The organism is Acinetobacter sp. LF10 (assembly GCF_048585715.1).
Lineage (GTDB): Bacteria > Pseudomonadota > Gammaproteobacteria > Pseudomonadales > Moraxellaceae > Acinetobacter.
The window spans coordinates 839487-858512 of the sequence record NZ_CP184160.1; the positions used below are offsets into that span (position 1 = coordinate 839487).

The following is a 19026-nucleotide window of genomic DNA, read 5'->3' on the forward strand; positions in this document are numbered from 1 at the left end:
CAGCCATGAAAACGCAGAATCCTTTTGCAGAACTTAGCGGCGGGCGGTTACTGCTCGCCGCATTTGTCATTGCACTTTCCAACTTTATGGTGGTGCTTGATACCACCATTGCCAATGTTTCAGTCCCGCATATTACTGGTAACTTAGCCGTTTCCAGCTCTCAAGGGACTTGGGTAATTACCTCTTATGCCGTTGCCGAAGCAATCTGCGTTCCACTCACAGGTTGGTTAGCAGGACGTTTTGGCACTGTCAGAGTGTTTGTGTTTGGACTGATCGGCTTTACCATCTTTTCATTTTTATGTGGTTTAGCAACCTCATTAGAAATGTTGGTATTTTTCCGTATTGGTCAAGGACTTTGTGGTGGTCCACTCATGCCACTCAGCCAAACCTTGTTAATGCGAATTTTCCCACCAGAAAAACATGCACAGGCAATGGGACTTTGGGCGATGACAACCGTCATTGGACCGATCTTAGGACCAATTTTAGGCGGACTCATTAGTGATAATCTGTCATGGCATTGGATTTTCTTTATTAATATCCCTGTGGGAATTTTTTGTGTATTGGCAGCCATCCGCTTGCTGTCTGTAGCAGAAACTAAAACTGAGAAATTACGAATTGATGCAGTTGGTTTAGGTTTGTTAGTGCTTTGGATTGGTGCTTTACAATTGATGCTAGACCTTGGGCATGAACGAGATTGGTTTAACAGTGCTAGTATTATTGTTTTGGCATTGACAGCAGTTGTTGGCTTTATTGTTTTCATGATTTGGGAACTCACAGAAAAGCATCCTGTGGTTAACCTGTATGTATTCCGTCATCGAGGTTTTGCCGTTTCTGTTTCAGCATTGGCATTTGGCTTCGGTGCATTCTTTGGCAGTATCGTTTTAATTCCGCAATGGTTGCAAATCAATTTGGGTTATACCGCCACGTGGGCAGGATATCTGACTGCAACTATGGGTTTTGGTAGTTTGACGATGTCGCCAATTGTTGCGAAGTTATCAACCAAATATGACCCAAGAGCATTGGCTAGTTTTGGATTAGCATTGTTGGGTGTGGTTACGGTCATGCGAGCTTTTTGGGTTACAGATGCAGACTTTATGTCGTTAGCATGGCCACAAATTTTGCAAGGTTTTGCAGTGCCATTTTTCTTTATTCCACTGTCAAATATTGCGATGGGTTCTGTCTTAGCTCAAGAAATGGCTTCTGCCGCAGGTCTAATGAATTTCTTGAGAACAATGGCAGGGGCGATTGGCGCTTCAATTGCAGTGACAATTTGGGATGATCACACGAAAGTAGCTCGTAGTGAAATGGTGAATAATTTGCACCCACAAGAAGTTCAAAATACCTTGTTGCAAAATGGTTTTTCACCCGATGCAACACTCGCCACGATTGCAAATTTAGTCGATAAAGAAGCGATTACGATTTCAGCTAATCATGTGTTTATGTTATTAGCAATTGTATTTATTTTTGCGAGTGCATTAATTTGGATGAGTCCAAAACCTAAAGCAATTACGGGTGGACCTGCACCACATTAATTTTGATAGATAATCAATTTTTCTTTAAAAAACTCGGATTGATTCATCCGAGTTTTTTATTTAAATCTGATGTGAGTGTTTATACCGTCCAGTGGCTTTGTTGCACAAAGATTTGAAATGCAAAGCGTCCCTAATTGAGCCAAATTTAAGGCGTAACTTGGGTAAGGGGCGGCGTTTTATTTCTTCTCTTTTCATTTCTTTGTATCCCTGCGGTTTCAATTTTTCTTCAAGGATACACGTAGGGATACACGGCGAGCAATATTATATAAAGTTATGATCAGTTATATATAGGCAAGAAAAAAGGCTTAAACCATTATAGTTCAAGCCTTTTAGTCTTATATATCCCCATATTCGGGCATATAAATTTAAGTATTTGGTGGAGATGGCGGGAGTTGAACCCGCGTCCGCCAGCACTACACTCGAGAATACTACATGCTTAGATATCGTCTATTGTTTTAACACCAAGCGACCCGACGAACAGGGTACAAGGTGCGATCCTCTAAGTTTGGTATAAAGCCCCGAGGCTTGACCTTATACGGACTTGTGTGCGTGCGCTTCGGTCGGGTTCACTGACCACAAGTATTCAGTGAAGCGGACAAGCTGCCCTTAGGCAGCTAGAGCGTAAGTTTCGTCGTTTGCGACTATTAAAATGCAAATTTTATTTACGAGAGAAAATGCGCTCTCGGCATGCATCTATGAGCTTCATCACCAGCGTCGAAGCCAATAACATCCCCATATATGAACGAACATCATAGCATAAATATTGAAAATTTAAATCTAAATTTACAGGCTTTGAGGTTTGTGGTTGAAAACTAATCTAATTGAAATCATAAATTAATAGCATATCTTTAAAGAATTAGCTTTTTAAGGTTTAGTTAAATTGGAACTTCAAAGACGGAATATGCATTTATATCCCTTCATTAAAACAATTGCATATCACTCGGCAGCTTAGGTTAATGCCATCCACCACCTAAAGCCCGAATAATATCTACACTGGCAATCATTCGACTACCATGAAGCTGTGCAGCGAGTTGCTCTTGCTGCAAGATATTCCGATCCGATCCGATCCGATCCGATCCGAATCAATCACATCCAGATAGTTGATACTGCCTTCAAAATAACACAAATGTGAAAGCTGATTGGCATGTCGGGATGAACAAGTGCTTGACCATGTGCCTGTATGTACTGATACAGAATACATTGATCAGGCAGTTCATATACTGATTAAATCCTTATTTTACATTTTAAACTGTTTGGCGGTTTTGATTTGGGTGAGGGTGATACTGAAAGTCCTACTTTCGGCGGTTTTGGTTTAGGTGATGAACCTTAAAAGAATGTCTTTTCACTCTTAATGTATTTTTATGAAATAGAAAGCGATAAGTATTTTTATCGCCTTTTTACATTTTCAATACTAGTTATATACAGCGCTACAAATTTAAAGAAATATGAATATGCGAACATATTCAAACTGCTTAGTTTTGAGGATTTTACGGTTCATAAAAATTTTTATCAGTTTTTAGCTGTTTATTTTATCGGACTTTTGCCTGTATCACTTATGAGTTTTTTAAAATTAACTAATTTAAGATATGTGGATTCAAGCGATGATACTGTTTTTTAAGTGTTGAATTGCAGTATATGCATTCTTTGTTTGATCAACCAGTTGGAATCGTTTTGAAATTCTATTCTCAGTTACTTTAAGTAGAACAAAGTTTAGGTATTCATCGTAATAACGGGAGTTTTATGTTTTCACCCTATATCCATGCATTTGCATTGTTTTTTTCATTATTGAATCCGTTCCTGATGAGTGTCTACATGGTCGGGATGATTCGGAATACCGATGTAAAAGTATTTAATAAAGCATTGATTCAAGGGAGCTTAATCGCTTTTGCTGTTTTTGCATTATTCGCATGGGGGGGCGAGAATATTTTTAGTCGCTATCTAAATGTAAGATTTGAATCTTTCCAAATATTTGGTGGATTAATTTTTCTTGTAATTGGTTATCGTTATGTGTTTCAGGGTGCAGAAACAATCGGTGAAATGCGTGGCGCTCCTGAGCATTTGGCAGGTACGATTGCTATGCCTTTTATGATTGGACCGGGAACAATTAGTGCTGCGGTTGTCACAGGCGTGAGTGTTCCATTTGGAGGAGCAATTGCTGTGATTGCCCTCACATTGGCGTTAACTTGCAGTATTCTTATCGCGATGAAATACGGACACGATCATTTACGCTACAAGCATGCTAAGTATATTGATCGTTACTTTGACATTATGGGGCGTTTATCTGCCTTACTGATCGGTACAATTGCTGTCGATATGATCGTTAATGGTGTGATGGGACTCATTCGATCTACAAATTTAAATTAAATTATCAGATATAAAATTTTGTATGATCAGTATTTATTTGGTTGATAACATATTGTTAATTTTAGATAAAATCTAATAAAAAGGGGTTGTATGTAATCCTACTGAAATAATGTTTCGATCTGTCATAAAAATAGTTGATGATGTTTTATACATTTATACGTATTTTTACGTTGAGGAATGAACGATAATACACATGTTGTATTCTCCTATGAGTTCTCCTATGTATCCATTAGATCAATTGAACCAAGCACCTGATGATCAGTCAGAGCTTACAATGTCAGTTTTAATGACACCTGATATGGCAAACTTTTCAGGTAATGTTCATGGTGGAGCAATTTTAAAACTGCTTGACCAAGTTGCTTATGCTTGTGCAAGCCGTTATTCAGGCAGTTATGTTGTGACATTGTCTGTTGATAAAGTTAATTTTAAAGAGCCAATTTACGTTGGTGAATTAGTCACATTTTTAGCGAGTGTTAATCATGTAGGGCGTACTTCTATGGAAGTCGGCATTCGTGTAGAAGCACAAAATATTCAAAAGCGTACAATCAGACATACCAATACATGCTATTTCACCATGGTTGCTGTAGATGAGGAGCGTAAACCTAAAGTTGTTCCGATATTAAAATTAGATACGGATTGGAAGCGTTGTCGTTTCGAAGCTGCAGAACAGCGTAAGGACCTACGTTTACAAGAAGTACAGCAACCTTCTTGCAGTATTTTCAAGAAATCTAGCCAGTGTTGATTTATTCATTACATTCCTAGTGATCTAAAAAAAGATCGAACCGCAGCATGGTTCGATCTTTTTTTATTTGTAAAGATGAGTCAGATCATTACAAATGTTGTTCTAAAGGGTCTGGAGGAACCTGAAGATCAAATTATTTACTAGCGGTCGGAGCAGCCGTTGTTGCTGCATCACTTGCTGTTGTGTCTGTCGTAGCTGGATTTAGAGTTTCAGGTTGCTCCTGAGTTGATACCACGACTTTCTCTTCTGTGGTTTTGGTGCTATGTGATTTGTCATGAGCCGAAGCCGCAAATGTTGTTGCCGCTGTTAAAGCAAATGTTGTCGCAATTAAAGTCTTAATGAGTTTCATGTTTGGCATCCATATTTGAACTTAATTAAAAAATTACAGCTTCAATTCGAGAGATGAATCAGAACAAATCTTGAATTTCTGCATGAGGTTTATGCTAAGTGCCTAAGTTTTTTACAGCAATATTCTTAACAATCTTTTACGCCAAGCTTAACAATAGCGCATCATAAAACGCAGTTTTGTGATGTGCTTGTAAATTTAAATGCCTGAACCTATCAATAAAATGTATATAAATATGTATTTTTGATTAAAAAATAATCTACAATTTTACGTGTTCTAAACAAGATCTTTCTTTTGCAAAGAGTTTAATAATTGGATAAAACATTTAAATTTTAGTTTTAAATAGTATTTTTAGATTAATTTTGTGATTAAATTATCTTTATTTTTGTTTTAATTGAATTATTTCGTAAATTTAATTCTTTATTTTATTTCGCATATTTTTCACTTTAGAATGAAATAAATTTTTAATGCGAGTAAATCGTGAAGTTCATTGCTCCCAAAATTGTTCCTACTCACATTATTTCTGGTTTTTTAGGTGCAGGTAAAACAACGCTATTGCAGCATTTATTAACCCAAAAGCCTGAAAACGAAGTTTGGGCTGTTCTAATGAATGAGTTTGGGCAAATAGGTGTTGATCAACAACTGATTACCCAACAACAAGGCTATGCTGTCAAAGAACTACTTGGTGGATGCTTGTGCTGTAGCAGTCAACTTCCTATGCAAATTGCACTGGCTCGCTTACTCAGTGAAAGTAAACCTGATCGTTTATTTATCGAACCAACGGGGTTAGGTCATCCTGCACAATTACTGGAACAACTGACCGAGCCGCATTGGCAAAGCAGTTTAAATATGCGTGCTTTGGTAATCGTTGTGGATGGAAGTCGTCTACATGATGAAGATTGGGTTAAACAGAACTTATATACCGATCAACTGAAATCTGCACAAATCGTAGTCCTCTCACATATTGATTGTATGTCAGTAGCAGATCATCAAGCCTATGCAGCTTTAAAACAAGAATATGACACTTATGTCCAGCATTGGATTGAAGTTGAGTGTGGCAAAATTGAATTATCTCAGATTGATATTGTGCAACAACCTGTACAACGTAAGATCCAACCTTTACTCAAGCTACAACAAACACAGGCTATCGAGCCTCTGTTAGAAATAAAACAACTTCCATATCATTATGTAGAAACGGCTCAAGGTTATACCGTTGCAGGTTGGAAATTGCCTAAACGCTGGCAATTTAAATTTTTTGAACTCTTAGATTTGTTGTGTACGCAACAAAATTGGATTCGCATCAAAGGCATATTTAATACGGATCAAGGTTGGAAAAGTTTTAATTTTAATCCTCAACAATTTAACTATAAGTCTGCCGAAGAGAGTATTGATAATCGAATTGAAATTATTTGCCAATCCGAACAAGATTGGTTGGTGTTTGAAACACAATTAATAAATTGTCGTCTTGATCTAACTGATGCTCAAAATGATTAAAGCCAACATTTTTTGTAATAAAATAGAGTATGCTTAGCGCCAAATTTGAGTACACCGTATTTAAGAGTATTTTTTATGGCGCTAAAAGCAACAATATATAAGGCAGATCTGAATATTGCCAATATGGATCAGCATATCTATGCAGATTATCAGCTAACACTTGCCTTACATCCGTCAGAGACTATTGAACGTTTGATGGTTCGTATTCTTGCTTATGCACGTTATGCCGATGAGCGATTAGAATTCACCAAAGATTTGTTTGAAACGGATGAGCCCGCGTTATGGCAAAAAGATTTAACAGGGCTTTTAGAAAATTGGATTGAAGTCGGTTGTCCATCTGAAGATAAAGTGAAAAAAGCCAGTGCTCGCTGTAAAAAAGTGGCTGTGATTACCTATGGCTCACAAGCTGCTGATTGGTGGCAAAAAAATACCAAGATTAAGACGTTGAGTAATGTGGAGGTCTGGCAATTAGCACCTCAGACTACACAGGCACTTGAAGGCTTATGTGAACGCACGATGCAATTACAGCTTAATATTATGGATGGAGAGTGGACTTTGTTGAGCGATAAAGGTCAAGTCGATATTCAATGGTTACAATTGCAATAAATCAGGTTGGGAGTAAAAAATGAGCGCTGAATTACAAATTATTGATTTAAAAGTAGGTGAAGGTAAAGAAGCTGTTAAAGGTGCTTTAATCACAACACACTACACGGGGTGGTTAGAAGATGGTACTCAGTTCGATTCTTCAATTGACCGTGGGAATTATTTTGAGACTGTGATCGGTACAGGGCGAGTAATCAAAGGTTGGGATCAAGGCATCATGGGAATGCGCGTTGGTGGGAAACGTAAGTTAATCGTACCTGCACATTTAGCTTATGGTGAACGCAAAATGGGAAAAATTATTCCAGCAAATTCAAATCTGACTTTTGAAATTGAATTATTTGATGTTAAAACGCGCGACGAGTGATTTAGTCTCAATGATGCAAAGCATGATGGTATTGATTTGATTGCTTAATTCATGCTTTGCAAAAAGAAGTACAAAAACAATACAAATCAAAAAAAATGATTTAATTCTAATATATTGATTTTTAATATTTTTATTTTAATCTGCTTTTTGAAATAATCTGCTTAAAATGATTGATTCTGTAGACGGTTCTGTATATCTTTTAAAGAAAGGGCAATGTATTCTGAATCAAAGTTTTTATAAAAAATGTGATGTTAATTTACCTTTTGGAAAAAATTGCTTTTAATGTTGCCATCCATGATCAGCAGATTCATAAACATGGCGAGGTAAATTATAAAAAATCTATGCTTGTGTTAACGAGCATCAAAAAATTGAGTGAGTGAGGCAGCTATGAATGATTATTTGGATATTACCGCTTCTGAGCTATTAAAAGAATTACATAATTTTTTCTTGATTAATACTTATAATGGCGCTGAAAATGGTTTTTGGGTCAATGAAAAAGCATTGATTGATAAAGATTATTGGATGGATGGAGAGAACAAGGTCGAGATTCTCCGAGAGTTGAGTCCTTCACATCAGCATTCACATCCTGACTATCGAATTACCTTATTATCTCCATTAGAAGGGAATGTCGTCTTGCTACAATACGATGGCGTGAATAAAAAAATTCAGACATTCCGTCGTGGTGAATGGGTAAACCGCTTATATAAATATTTTTATCAAAAAGAACGTTATTATCTACAACAACTTTCTGAGCATCCAAATTTTCAGCTCATTGAATATTAAGCTTATATATTTAGCTCATTAGGTTCTTAATACGTATCGTGTTAGGAACCTAATCACATATGGCTAAAATATTGATGTATATTGCGATAAAATTTATAAAATATTTTTTTAAGATTATTTTCAGTTTTTAAAATTATAAATACAATCCTTGCTCCCAGCTGACTCGCTAAAAATCTTATTTGTCCACAAATTGTAAGATGATTCATGCATGATTCGCGCTCAGCCATTTTCGAATATTGAGAAGATATCTCTATGACAACACGTTTAGTGTCTCCGACCTTAAAAACATTTTTAGGTCTAATGATTGCTTTAGTTGCGACTACAGCAACTTTTGCAGAAAATTCCAAAATTGATGCGACAACGTTAACCGTCATTGGTTATCATGAAATTACCGACCATAAAGATGCACTCATCCCAAGTTATGCAGTAACAGCACAACAATTCAGCGAGCACATCGATTGGTTACAAAATAATGGTTATCACTTTATTAATGTCGATCAACTGATTAAAGCACATCAGGGCAAATACACTTTACCAACTAAACCTGTGTTATTGACAGTAGATGATGGTTATCAGTCTTTTTATCAAAATGCCTATCCAATTGTACGTGCGAAAAAAATTCCAGTTGTATTAGCAGTTGTCGGTTCTTGGTTAGAACCAAAAGCTAATCAGAAAGTGGACTTTGGTGGGGAAGAGATTACGCGCAATAAAATTTTGAGTTGGAATGAACTCAAAGAAATGCAAAATAGTGGCTTAGTTGAGATTGCAAGTCATAGCTACCATTTGCATCGAGGAGTAAACGCAAACCCTCAAGGTAATTCAGAACCAGCAGCGATTACTCGAATTTATGATTCAAATACGAAAACTTATGAAAGTGATGCAAATTATCAAGCACGTGTTTATCAAGATTTAAAGAAAAATAATGAATTATTGCAGGCACACGGTTTACGTTCACCACGTGTCATGGTTTGGCCTTATGGTCGTTATAATATGCAATTAGTTCAAATTTCTAAACAATTGGGTATGCCGATTACCATTACTTTGGATGATGGTGCTGATCATGCCAAACAATCGATCCAAAATATGGGGCGTATTTTAATTCAAGGAAATATGTCAACCAATGCCTTGGCACAAGAAATAAAGAACCGCGAACTGAATTTGAACGATAATAATCGTCCGCAAAAGATCATGCATGTGGATTTAGATTACATCTATGATCCAGACCCACAACAACAAGAGCGTAATTTAGGTAATCTTTTAGATCGTATTAACGGAATGGGTATAAAAACCGTTTATTTACAAGCATTTTCTGATCCTGATGCTAATGGCTCTGCGGATATGGTGTATTTCCCAAATCGCCATATTCCAATGCGTGCGGATTTATTTAACCGAGTAGCTTGGCAAATTCAAACACGTACGCCAGTACAGCGTTTGTATGCTTGGATGCCTTTACTTGCATGGGAATTACCTAAATCAGATCCAGTGTCAAAGGATTTAGTTGTCACGCAACAAGCAAAAGCGGGCGAGCATTTGAATATGGGATATATCCGCTTAAGCCCATATTCACCAAAAGCAAGACAAACCATTAAAGAGATTTATCAAGATCTTGCAAAATCAACGCCATTTGATGGTCTGTTATTTCATGATGATGTGACATTATCTGATTATGAAGATGCAAGTCCTCAAGCACTAGCAGCCTATGCGAAACAAGGTTTGCCAACGGATCTGGCTAAAATACGAAATAATGACGACAAGTTACAGAAATGGACTGCTTATAAAACGCGTACCCTAGATGATTTTGCAATGGAGCTAGCGGGTGAGGTGCGTCGATATCAGCCTTATTTGATGACTGCACGTAATTTGTATGCGCAAGTTGCCCTTAACCCGTATGCCGAAAATTGGTACGCACAATCTTTGGAAGAGTCATTAAAACGCTATGATTTCACTGCAATAATGGCAATGCCTTATATGGAGCAATCAGATAATCCCGAAAAATTTTATACGGATATTATGAATCGAGTGAAACAGTATCCTAATGGGATTAAAAAGACGGTCATGGAGTTACAAGCAATTAATTGGCGTAATGATCAGAAGATCCCTTCAGAAGAAATGGCTGCAACGATTAAATCACTTTATCAACAAGGTGCGATGCACATTGCATATTATCCTGACGATCCGATTAAAGAACACCCAGATGTAGAAACGATGCGTAAGGCTTTTGCTTTAAAATCATCACAATTAGTACCATAACGGAGTAATGTGTCGATGAGTATAATTGCTTTATTATGGGCTTATGCCATTAAGTTTGTGTTTTATTATCCATTATTTATGTCTTATTTATGGATGGTAGGGGCAATTATTTTCTACTGGAAAGAGCGCCAAGATCCTCCATATCAGCAGCCAGAAACTTTGCCTGAATATCCTAAAGTTGCTGTACTCGTTCCTTGTTTTAACGAGGGTGATAATGCAGAAGAAACCATTAGTCATGCTTTGCAATTAGATTATCCAAACTTTGAAGTGATTGCGATTAATGATGGTAGTTCTGATAACACGGGCGAAGTGCTGGATCGTCTCGCGGCGCAGCATGAAAAATTACGTGTTGTGCATCTCGCTCAAAACCAAGGTAAAGCCATGGGACTGCAAGCGGGTAGTTTAATGACGGATGCTGAGTTCTTGATTGGTATTGATGGTGATGCGTTACTAGATCCTCATGCAGCACAGTGGATGATGCGCCATTTCCTCGAAGATCCAACTGTGGCAGCCGTAACAGGGAATCCACGTATTCGTACACGTTCAACATTATTGGGACGAATTCAGGTTGGTGAGTTTTCTTCGATTGTTGGCATGATTAAACGAGCGCAACGTACTTTTGGTCGTTTATTCACTGTCTCTGGTGTGATTACAGCCTTTCGTAAAAGTGCTGTACATCAAGTTGATTATTGGTCTCCCAATATGTTGACTGAGGATATTGATATCACTTGGAAATTACAACGTGCTGGTTGGGATGTTCGTTTTGAGCCAAATGCTTTGGTTTGGATTTTGATGCCTGAGACTTTCAATGGTTTGTGGAAACAACGTTTACGTTGGGCGATGGGTGGGGCACAAGTTCTGATAAAGAATATTGATGTGTTCTTTAAACCAAAACTTAATTTTCTCTGGCCATTAATGTTAGAGCTTTGCTTAACATTAGTATGGTCATATTTGATGCTGATTATGGCTGTCATGTGGTTGTTACATTTCGTATTTACAATACCAGCCCTTGCTATCGTCAGTTCACCTTTTTTACCATATGGTAGCGGAATTTTATTAGGTGCGACTTGCTTAATTCAGTTTGCTTTAAGCAAATGGATGGATAGTCGTTATGAACCAAGCTTAGGGAAAAATTATTATTGGATGATTTGGTACCCATTTGTGTTTTGGTTAATTACGATTACTGCTACAATCGTCGCCTTTCCAAAAGTGCTATTTCGCGCTGAAGAAAAACGCGCTCGTTGGATTAGCCCAGATCGTGGAATTCGCTGAGTCGCAAGATTCATTTTGCTGAGACTAGAAATGAAAGCAAATAGTTTGATTATCGATGTACGTCGCCAACTCCCATGGCATAAGCGTTATTTTTCTACGACCACAACAGCAATGATGTGGGCAGGTTGGCTGCTATTATGGCGACCATTTATTTTGGTTTGGGTGTTAATTGAACTGCAAAAAACGCATCTTGCACAACGTTTAATGGCTGCATTCAGTCAAGGTCTTGAGCACGGAATTACAGCACTTTTCATGTGTGCGGTAGCATTATTATTATGGGGGCTTTTACCTTCAAAACGCGTACATAAAAAACATGCAATTGAAAAAGCACTACCTGATTATGCACGTTATTTTGAGTTGCCTGAACAAGAAATTCAAGCTGGTCGCCAACAAAAAGTAACCACGCTGCATCATGATGAAAATGGTAAGATTATTCGAGTTGAGTGAAATTTATTCGATTGAGAAGTATAAATGCCTTAATTTTAATTAAGGCATTTTTCTATGCTTGTCTTAAATTTTAGACATAAAAAAACCAGCTTACGCTGGATTTTATTTGCACCATGTTTCATTAGTTGAAAAATGGTGCCCGAGGCCAGACTCGAACTGGCACGCTTTGTGGGCGGGGGATTTTAAATCCCCTGTGTCTACCGATTTCACCACTCGGGCATGTCCGCAATAATAGAGGAGACTTTAAAACTTGGCAAGAGTAAAAAGCATTAATTGCTTTCTTTTCAATCAATTCATGTGTTTATCAGATAAAAATTAAGCATTGTCATATAATTTTCATGATTATTTCATCAAACTGAGATCAAACTTTCATTTATACAACTTAGTTTTAATTACTCAAAGTAATAAAATTAAGGTAGCTATCCAAATGACAGCAAAAATTTCACGACGGGAACTCATTCAAAAAAGTTTATTCGGTTTTGGGGCATTGTCTTTATCTGCGGGATTTACAGGATGTAATGACAGTTCAGATCAAGAAACAGCGACATTACAAGTTAATTTTGAACATGGCGTTGCCAGCGGTGATCCACTACAGGATCGCGTGATTTTGTGGACACGCTTAACACCAAGTGATAGCAGTGCACGGTTGCAAGTCACTTGGGAAATTGCGTTAGATCAGCAATTCAAGCAAATCATTAAAACCGATAAAGTCACTACCGCTGCTGCACAAGACTTTACTGTAAAGGTAGATGCAATTGGATTAAAACCAAATCAAAGCTATTTTTATCGTTTTAGTTTTGGCGATAAGATTTCACCTATTGGGCAAACCAAGACTTTGCCAACCAGTACATCTAAAGTCAGTTTTGCAGTGTGTTCATGTTCGAATTATCCAGCAGGATATTTCTATGTTTACCGTGAAATGGCAAAACAAAATGTAGATGTAGTGATTCATCTAGGCGACTATATTTATGAGTATGGTGCTGATGGTTATGCGACAGAAGATGCAACGAAATTAGGGCGTACGCTTCCTGCGGATAATAATAAAGAAATTATTAAATTAGATGATTATCGCAAACGCTATGCTTTATATCGTAAAGATAAAGACTTACAAGCTTTACATCATCGCCATCCTTTTATTGTGATCTGGGATGACCACGAGTTAGCCAATGATACTTGGAGAGAGGGTGCTGACAATCATACTGAAGAAACAGCAAATGCAAAGAATGAAGGCAAATTCTCTGAAAGAAAATTAGCAGCATTACAAGCTTATTTTGAATGGATGCCAATTCGCCCAATTGATGATCAGCATATCAAGATTTATCGACAATTTGATTTTGGTAATCTCGTTCAGCTCACCATGTTGGATACACGCATTATCGCGCGTGATAAGCAATTAGATTATGCAGATTATATGACCGCAAATGGTTTGTTGAATGCTGCAAAATTCCAAGCGGACTTAACCAACCCTGCACGTACTTTGATGGGATATACCCAACGGGATTGGCTACTCGGAAAACTTCAACAATCTAATGCGACATGGAATGTTTTGGGTCAACAGATTCTGATGACTAAAATGCTGGTACCTGCTGAGTTACTGTTTGCGTTGGCAGAAATTACTGCGGGACATCCGAGTGATGAAACTTTGGAAAAAATGAATGCACAGATTACAGAGCTGATTACGCTGAAATTCCGTTTGCAAAAAGGTGATCCAACCTTAACCCCACAAGAAAAAGCGCGTGTCCAGACGGTTGCACCTTATAACTTAGATGCATGGGATGGTTATTTTGTTGAGCGTGAAATTTTATACGGCACTTTGGCACAATTAAATAAAAAAGTTGTGGTGTTGGCAGGAGATACCCATAATGCATGGTCGTCTAATTTATATAGTAAAGATGGCGCATTTGTGGGGGTGGAATTGGCAACCAGTTCAGTATCTTCACCGGGCTTGGAAAAGTATTTGGATATTCCACTAGCACAGTTACAACAGTTTGAATTTGCCTTCACCACATTGATTGATGATTTGAATTATTGCAACCTGAATCAACGTGGTTACTTAATTGTTCAATTTGATGAAACTCAGGTTCAGTCACAATGGATTTATGTCGATTCAATTAAGAAAGCTGAATATGTTGTTGATACAGCTAGACAATATCAGCTCAGTTTTGATAAGAATTTGTTGCCAGTAAAAACGGCACAGCAAGTTGCGTAAACGATTGATACATCGAGCCAAACATTAATGTTTGGCTTTTTTTATTTATTAAATTACAGACATAAAAAAACCAGCTTAGGCTGGATTTTATTTGCACCATGTTTCATTAGTTGAAAAATGGTGCCCGAGGCCAGACTCGAACTGGCACGCTTTGTGGGCGGGGGATTTTAAATCCCCTGTGTCTACCGATTTCACCACTCGGGCTTTAAAACCAAATTTGGAGGCGGGGGTCGGAATCGAACCGGCGTACACGGAGTTGCAGTCCGCTGCATGACCATTCTGCCACCCCGCCATCATTTGGTGATGCACATATTAGCAACCTTTAGAAAAAAAACAATAGTGTTTGCCGTGAATATGCACATAAAAACAACATCTAAAAGAATATTGGTCAAATTATCATGTATTATTTACGCAATTGATTCATACCCACTTTGGAGATGCGCTGTGGCATTGGTTTTAGACGGTCGTGCGTTGGCAACACAAATCGAAGCTGATTTGTTGGTTCGTGTAGAAGCATTAAAAGCAAAAACGGGACGTACCCCAATTTTGGCAACAATTTTGGTTGGTGATGATGGTGCATCGGCAACGTATGTGCGTATGAAGGGTAATGCATGTCGCCGTGTCGGTATGGATTCACTGAAAGTTGAGCTTCCAAAAGAAACAACAACAGAGCAATTATTGGCTGAGATTGAAAAATTAAATGCTAATCCAGATGTACACGGTATTTTGTTGCAGCATCCAGTGCCTGAACAAATTGATGAAAGAGCATGCTTTGATGCGATTTCATTGGCGAAAGATGTTGATGGTGTAACTTGTCTTGGTTTTGGTCGTATGGCAATGGGTGAGGCAGCTTATGGTTCTGCAACTCCAGCAGGCATCATGACGATTTTAAAAGAAAACAAGATCGAAATCGCAGGTAAACATGCCGTAGTTGTTGGTCGCTCAGCGATTTTAGGCAAACCAATGGCAATGATGTTGTTACAAGCCAATGCAACAGTAACAATCTGCCATTCACGTACTCAGAATTTAGCTGAATTAGTCAAACAAGCAGATATTATTGTCGGTGCGGTGGGTAAAGCTGAGTTGATTCAAAAAGATTGGATCAAGCAAGGCGCAGTTGTTGTTGATGCTGGTTTCCATCCACGTGATGGTGGTGGTGTCGGTGATATTCAATTGGTGGGTATTGAAGAGGTTGCGTCTGCTTATACTCCCGTTCCAGGTGGTGTAGGGCCGATGACGATTACGACTTTAATTCGCCAAACTGTAGAAGCCGCTGAAAAAGCCTTAGGTTAAATATCCACTTTAAGCCCTTCTGAATAGAGGGGTTTTTTAAGAATTAAAGAAATATGAGTTGTACATTTCAATTTGCGAAAGCACCTGAACAATTGCTTAAAGCCCTACATGACGTTATTCCAAACACAGAATTACTGGCTCAGCAACTGCCCGAAACTCCAATTTCATTGTGGCTCATTCCACCTGTTTTTCCAACTGATCGTTTGGATGATGAGGTGATTCGTCGTATTTGGAATGAGACGCCATATTGGATTTTCTGTTGGGCATCTGGTTTAGCGATGGCACAGTGGCTACTCGCTGAACCACATCATGTTAAAGATAAAGTGGTCTTAGATTTTGGTGCAGGTTCGGGTGTAGTTGCAATTGCTGCAAAAATGGCAGGTGCTAAGCGTGTGATCTGTTGTGATATTGATCCAGTAAGTCTTGCGTCATGTCGTGAAAATGCATTGTTAAATCATGTCGAACTTGAGTACTTGGATGATTTATATAAAGCCGAGCAAGTGGATATATTGCTTGCTGCGGACGTGCTGTATGACCAATGCAATCGTTTCTTCTTAGATGAGTTTCTTAAGTTCGCACCTGAAGTTTGGGTTGCCGATAGCCGAGTTAAAAACTTTAGTCACCCTCAATATATGAAAATTGATGAACGCAGTGCAACGACTTGGCCTGACTTAGATGAATCCAAAGAGTTTAGAAATGTGAGTTTTTATAAAACGCTGTGATTACAGCGTTTTTTTTAAGCATCAAAAATGATTAAACCAAAATTTTTGATTTTGAGCATTTGATAAATTAGGTTTTATGATAATGACTCTTTGCGATGATGATATGAGCATACCAGTCTACTTTTGGCGAAGATTTTTTCCGCTGTAGATCAGAATAAACTGGTGGGGACTCTGAGTGTACTGAACTGAAAGGAATTCAGTCTTAGTTTGAATAAACTGTATTTATCCATCTTTAGACAGATCTGAAGATGTTTGCTGATAATAAGATAAAGCAATCTTTTAAATGAAAGACATGGTAATGAATAATCTATTGTAATCAAATACCATATTACAGATATGGTATTTGATCTTTGATTTTGTTAAGAACAAGTATAGCGAATGACTTTAAGTGTAGTCGGGCGAGTTTCAAGTGCTTGACGTGTTGCATAGCCTTCACTGTTATTGAAATCAGGTGAGTTTGAAAGCCCAAAAGTTGCACGGCTGTTCCCGAGTTTTACACCATATTGTTCTTGTTGGGCGGTATTTATAATTTCATTGACGCTGAGTATTGAAATTTTATAAGTTTTTCCTACGCCTAAAACTTGGTTGCATGCATGTTGTAATTTCTTTTGATCTAAATCTTGATTGGTACGTGCTGCAAGGGTGTAAGCAATCGTGGCTGAAGTTGTTGTTTTATTTTCTATTTGATAGCCCGTCACGCCGTTAAATTTGTGTGGTGTACTTTGACATGCAGTGATAACAAGTGCACTTGTAACGATAATGAATAAATTGGTTTTTTTCATATCTATGATCCTATTATTTCCATAATTAGTATGGCATAAAATAAGGTTGTTATTGTGAGTAATCTTTGAAATTGGCGCTATTCATCGTATTGAGGTTCAAAGTTAAAGAAAGAATTTTCGTTTTCGAACAATTTTGCATATAATCTGCCAAGTTTTTTATTTAATACAGAAGTCGTTGCTTTATTGCAGTATTTTTGCCCGTTTTAACGGGCATTTAGTTTATTGGTCTGCTATAAGGCAAGTCTGGATAGGTGTGTCATGATCTCTACAGATAGTCAAAAAAAATATGTGGTTGCGTTTGACCAAGGTACAACAAGTTCACGAGCAATCGTGTTGGATCATGATGCAAATGTTATCAGTATTGCTCAGCGTGAATTTACGCAAATTTACCCACAACCAGGTTGGGTTGAGCATGATCCTATGGAAATATGGGCAACTCAAAGTGCAGTTTGGGTTGAAGCGCTAGCACAAGCTGGTATTTCAAGTGACCAAATTGCTGGAATCGGGATTACTAACCAACGTGAAACCACGATCATTTGGGACAAGAAAACTGGTAAGCCGATTTATAATGCTATTGTTTGGCAAAGCCGTCAAAGTAATGAAATTTGTAATCAATTACATCAAGATGGTTGGGATGATTATGTTCGAAAAGTAACGGGTCTAGTGATTGATCCATATTTTTCAGCAACAAAAATTAAATGGATTCTTGATCGTGTTGAAGGAAGTCGTGAGCGTGCGGAGCGCGGTGAGCTTTTATTTGGTACGGTGGATACGTGGTTGATTTGGAAATTGACCAATGGTCAAGTTCATGTGACTGACTATACCAATGCTTCACGTACAATGTTGTTTAATATAGAAACATTGGAATGGGATGACAAACTTTTAGAAGCCTTAAATATTCCTAAAGTCATGTTACCTGAGGTTCGTGGTTCTTCTGAAGTGTATGGATACACACATACCATTAGCGGTCAAGAAGTTGGAATCCCAATTGCAGGTATTGCGGGGGATCAACAAGCGGCATTATTTGGACAAATGTGTGTAGAGGTTGGGCAGGCTAAAAATACCTATGGGACGGGTTGTTTCTTATTGATGAACACAGGGAAGCGTATTGTTCAATCTGAACATGGTTTACTGACGACGATTGCATGTGGTGCAAAAGGTGAAGTGAACTACGCTCTAGAAGGTGCTGTGTTTAATGGTGGATCATGTGTGCAATGGCTGCGCGACGAGCTTAAAGCAATCAATGATTCTTATGATTCTGAGTATTACGCAACCAAAGTAAAAGACAGTAATGGCGTGTATGTTGTTCCTGCCTTTACAGGTTTAGGTGCGCCATATTGGGATCCAACTGCTCGTGGTGCAATTCTTGGAATCACACGTGGTGTGAGTATTGAACATATTATTCGTGCGACACTAGAGTCGATTGCTTATCAAACACGTGATGTATTAGATGCAATGCAACAAGATTCTGGCGAAAAGTTGCGGACACTACGCGTAGATGGTGGTGTAACAGCGAATAACTTCTTGATGCAATTCCAAGCGGATATTCTTTCGACTTCAGTTGAACGTCCAGCAATGAAAGAAACCACGGGAATGGGAGCTGCCTTTTTGGCTGGTTTAGCTGTCGGTTTTTGGTCGGATTTAAACGAGTTGAAGAGTAGGATGTCAATCGAACGAACCTTTACACCAGAGTGCAGTCATGATCAAACTGAAAAACTGTACAAAGGTTGGCTAAAAGCTGTCGGACGTACTCGAGATTGGGCAGAAGATTAAGCTAAAATAGTCGGATATAATATGCCGTAAATAACACAGGATTGATGAGC

General features: G+C 38.1%; 16 protein-coding genes, 3 tRNA genes, 1 other RNA gene and 1 pseudogene. 14 read left to right on the forward strand and 7 right to left on the reverse strand.

All coding sequences use genetic code 11. The features are described 5' to 3' along the window. Nucleotides 1-5: 5 nt before the first annotated feature. Nucleotides 6-1532 (forward strand): DHA2 family efflux MFS transporter permease subunit, encoded by a 1527-nt coding sequence (locus ACN19N_RS04055; protein ID WP_269229798.1) that lies wholly within the window; start codon nucleotides 6-8, stop codon nucleotides 1530-1532. Between the two features lie 374 nt (nucleotides 1533-1906). Here ACN19N_RS04055 and ssrA read toward each other — a convergent pair. After that, nucleotides 1907-2266, reverse strand: a transfer-messenger RNA (tmRNA) gene (ssrA, locus tag ACN19N_RS04060). A 219-nt stretch (nucleotides 2267-2485) separates the two neighbouring features. After that, nucleotides 2486-2744: pseudogene (locus tag ACN19N_RS04065) on the reverse strand (RND transporter); the annotation flags it as partial. 528 nt (nucleotides 2745-3272) lie between these two features. Here ACN19N_RS04065 and ACN19N_RS04070 point away from each other — a divergent pair. Beyond that, nucleotides 3273-3896 (forward strand): MarC family protein, encoded by a 624-nt coding sequence (locus ACN19N_RS04070; RefSeq protein WP_269229805.1) that lies wholly within the window; start codon nucleotides 3273-3275, stop codon nucleotides 3894-3896. 220 nt (nucleotides 3897-4116) lie between these two features. Next, complete coding sequence (locus tag ACN19N_RS04075; RefSeq protein ID WP_269230412.1) at nucleotides 4117-4638, forward strand: acyl-CoA thioesterase; 522 nt, start codon at nucleotides 4117-4119, stop codon at nucleotides 4636-4638. Between the two features lie 133 nt (nucleotides 4639-4771). Here the strand turns inward: ACN19N_RS04075 and ACN19N_RS04080 are convergent, their stop codons facing one another. Further along, nucleotides 4772-4987 carry a hypothetical protein gene (locus ACN19N_RS04080; RefSeq protein ID WP_004663393.1) on the reverse strand — a complete coding sequence of 72 codons (216 nt, stop codon included), beginning with the start codon at nucleotides 4985-4987 and terminating at the stop codon, nucleotides 4772-4774. Between the two features lie 477 nt (nucleotides 4988-5464). On the opposite strand from ACN19N_RS04080, the gene ACN19N_RS04085 reads away from it, so the two are divergent. From ACN19N_RS04085 to pgaD, 7 genes are all read left to right on the forward strand, one after another. Beyond that, nucleotides 5465-6478 (forward strand): CobW family GTP-binding protein, encoded by a 1014-nt coding sequence (locus tag ACN19N_RS04085; protein WP_269229807.1) that lies wholly within the window; start codon nucleotides 5465-5467, stop codon nucleotides 6476-6478. 75 nt (nucleotides 6479-6553) lie between these two features. Beyond that, nucleotides 6554-7084: a YaeQ family protein gene (locus ACN19N_RS04090; protein ID WP_004663390.1), complete on the forward strand. Its 531-nt coding sequence runs from the start codon at nucleotides 6554-6556 to the stop codon at nucleotides 7082-7084. Nucleotides 7085-7103: 19 nt separating this feature from the next. Continuing rightward, nucleotides 7104-7445, forward strand: coding sequence for an FKBP-type peptidyl-prolyl cis-trans isomerase (locus ACN19N_RS04095; RefSeq protein ID WP_005217778.1), 342 nt, complete (start codon nucleotides 7104-7106; stop codon nucleotides 7443-7445). A gap of 387 nt (nucleotides 7446-7832) precedes the next feature. Then, a complete protein-coding gene (locus ACN19N_RS04100) occupies nucleotides 7833-8228 on the forward strand; it encodes a hypothetical protein (RefSeq protein ID WP_269229808.1) in 396 nt (131 codons plus the stop codon). Nucleotides 8229-8480: 252 nt separating this feature from the next. Further along, on the forward strand, nucleotides 8481-10478 hold the full coding sequence (gene pgaB / locus ACN19N_RS04105; protein WP_420002011.1) for a poly-beta-1,6-N-acetyl-D-glucosamine N-deacetylase PgaB: 1998 nt from the start codon (nucleotides 8481-8483) through the stop codon (nucleotides 10476-10478). 15 nt (nucleotides 10479-10493) lie between these two features. Continuing rightward, entirely contained in the window at nucleotides 10494-11750 is a 1257-nt protein-coding gene (gene pgaC / locus ACN19N_RS04110; RefSeq protein WP_269239213.1) for a poly-beta-1,6-N-acetyl-D-glucosamine synthase, read from the forward strand. A gap of 30 nt (nucleotides 11751-11780) precedes the next feature. Next, entirely contained in the window at nucleotides 11781-12197 is a 417-nt protein-coding gene (pgaD, locus tag ACN19N_RS04115) for a poly-beta-1,6-N-acetyl-D-glucosamine biosynthesis protein PgaD (RefSeq protein WP_005158127.1), read from the forward strand. Nucleotides 12198-12330: 133 nt separating this feature from the next. Here pgaD and ACN19N_RS04120 read toward each other — a convergent pair. Further along, a tRNA-Leu gene (locus tag ACN19N_RS04120) sits at nucleotides 12331-12416 on the reverse strand. A 208-nt stretch (nucleotides 12417-12624) separates the two neighbouring features. Between ACN19N_RS04120 and ACN19N_RS04125 the strand changes: the two genes are divergently transcribed. After that, nucleotides 12625-14406 carry an alkaline phosphatase D family protein gene (locus ACN19N_RS04125; protein WP_420002012.1) on the forward strand — a complete coding sequence of 594 codons (1782 nt, stop codon included), beginning with the start codon at nucleotides 12625-12627 and terminating at the stop codon, nucleotides 14404-14406. 118 nt (nucleotides 14407-14524) lie between these two features. Here ACN19N_RS04125 and ACN19N_RS04130 read toward each other — a convergent pair. Both ACN19N_RS04130 and ACN19N_RS04135 read right to left on the reverse strand, forming a co-directional pair. Beyond that, nucleotides 14525-14610 (reverse strand) — tRNA-Leu (locus ACN19N_RS04130). Nucleotides 14611-14624: 14 nt separating this feature from the next. Next, a tRNA-Cys gene (locus ACN19N_RS04135) sits at nucleotides 14625-14698 on the reverse strand. Nucleotides 14699-14850: 152 nt separating this feature from the next. Between ACN19N_RS04135 and folD the strand changes: the two genes are divergently transcribed. Next, nucleotides 14851-15699: a bifunctional methylenetetrahydrofolate dehydrogenase/methenyltetrahydrofolate cyclohydrolase FolD gene (folD, locus tag ACN19N_RS04140; protein ID WP_420002013.1), complete on the forward strand. Its 849-nt coding sequence runs from the start codon at nucleotides 14851-14853 to the stop codon at nucleotides 15697-15699. Between the two features lie 53 nt (nucleotides 15700-15752). Next, nucleotides 15753-16421, forward strand: a complete 669-nt coding sequence (locus tag ACN19N_RS04145; RefSeq protein WP_420002014.1) for a class I SAM-dependent methyltransferase — start codon at nucleotides 15753-15755, stop codon at nucleotides 16419-16421. Between the two features lie 359 nt (nucleotides 16422-16780). Here ACN19N_RS04145 and ACN19N_RS04150 read toward each other — a convergent pair whose 3' ends face one another. Then, the gene (locus ACN19N_RS04150; RefSeq protein ID WP_293746227.1) at nucleotides 16781-17203 is read right to left on the reverse strand and encodes a hypothetical protein; all 423 of its coding nucleotides are present in this window, start codon (nucleotides 17201-17203) and stop codon (nucleotides 16781-16783) included. Between the two features lie 258 nt (nucleotides 17204-17461). Here ACN19N_RS04150 and glpK point away from each other — a divergent pair, with 258 nt between their 5' ends. Then, entirely contained in the window at nucleotides 17462-18976 is a 1515-nt protein-coding gene (gene glpK / locus ACN19N_RS04155; RefSeq protein ID WP_420002015.1) for a glycerol kinase GlpK, read from the forward strand. Nucleotides 18977-19026: the final 50 nt, after the last annotated feature.

Excerpts from the sequence above, each read along its gene's own strand:
- ACN19N_RS04055 (WP_269229798.1), top strand. The coding sequence starts at position 6 with ATGAAAACGCAGAATCCTTTTGCAGAACTTAGCGGCGGGCGGTTACTG.
- ACN19N_RS04070 (WP_269229805.1), top strand. The coding sequence starts at position 3,273 with ATGTTTTCACCCTATATCCATGCATTTGCATTGTTTTTTTCATTATTG.
- ACN19N_RS04075 (WP_269230412.1), top strand. The coding sequence starts at position 4,117 with ATGTATCCATTAGATCAATTGAACCAAGCACCTGATGATCAGTCAGAG.
- ACN19N_RS04080 (WP_004663393.1), bottom strand. The coding sequence starts at position 4,987 with ATGAAACTCATTAAGACTTTAATTGCGACAACATTTGCTTTAACAGCG.
- ACN19N_RS04090 (WP_004663390.1), top strand. The coding sequence starts at position 6,554 with ATGGCGCTAAAAGCAACAATATATAAGGCAGATCTGAATATTGCCAAT.
- ACN19N_RS04095 (WP_005217778.1), top strand. The coding sequence starts at position 7,104 with ATGAGCGCTGAATTACAAATTATTGATTTAAAAGTAGGTGAAGGTAAA.
- ACN19N_RS04100 (WP_269229808.1), top strand. The coding sequence starts at position 7,833 with ATGAATGATTATTTGGATATTACCGCTTCTGAGCTATTAAAAGAATTA.
- pgaB (WP_420002011.1), top strand. The coding sequence starts at position 8,481 with ATGACAACACGTTTAGTGTCTCCGACCTTAAAAACATTTTTAGGTCTA.
- pgaC (WP_269239213.1), top strand. The coding sequence starts at position 10,494 with ATGAGTATAATTGCTTTATTATGGGCTTATGCCATTAAGTTTGTGTTT.
- pgaD (WP_005158127.1), top strand. The coding sequence starts at position 11,781 with ATGAAAGCAAATAGTTTGATTATCGATGTACGTCGCCAACTCCCATGG.
- ACN19N_RS04125 (WP_420002012.1), top strand. The coding sequence starts at position 12,625 with ATGACAGCAAAAATTTCACGACGGGAACTCATTCAAAAAAGTTTATTC.
- ACN19N_RS04145 (WP_420002014.1), top strand. The coding sequence starts at position 15,753 with ATGAGTTGTACATTTCAATTTGCGAAAGCACCTGAACAATTGCTTAAA.
- ACN19N_RS04150 (WP_293746227.1), bottom strand. The coding sequence starts at position 17,203 with ATGAAAAAAACCAATTTATTCATTATCGTTACAAGTGCACTTGTTATC.
- glpK (WP_420002015.1), top strand. The coding sequence starts at position 17,462 with ATGATCTCTACAGATAGTCAAAAAAAATATGTGGTTGCGTTTGACCAA.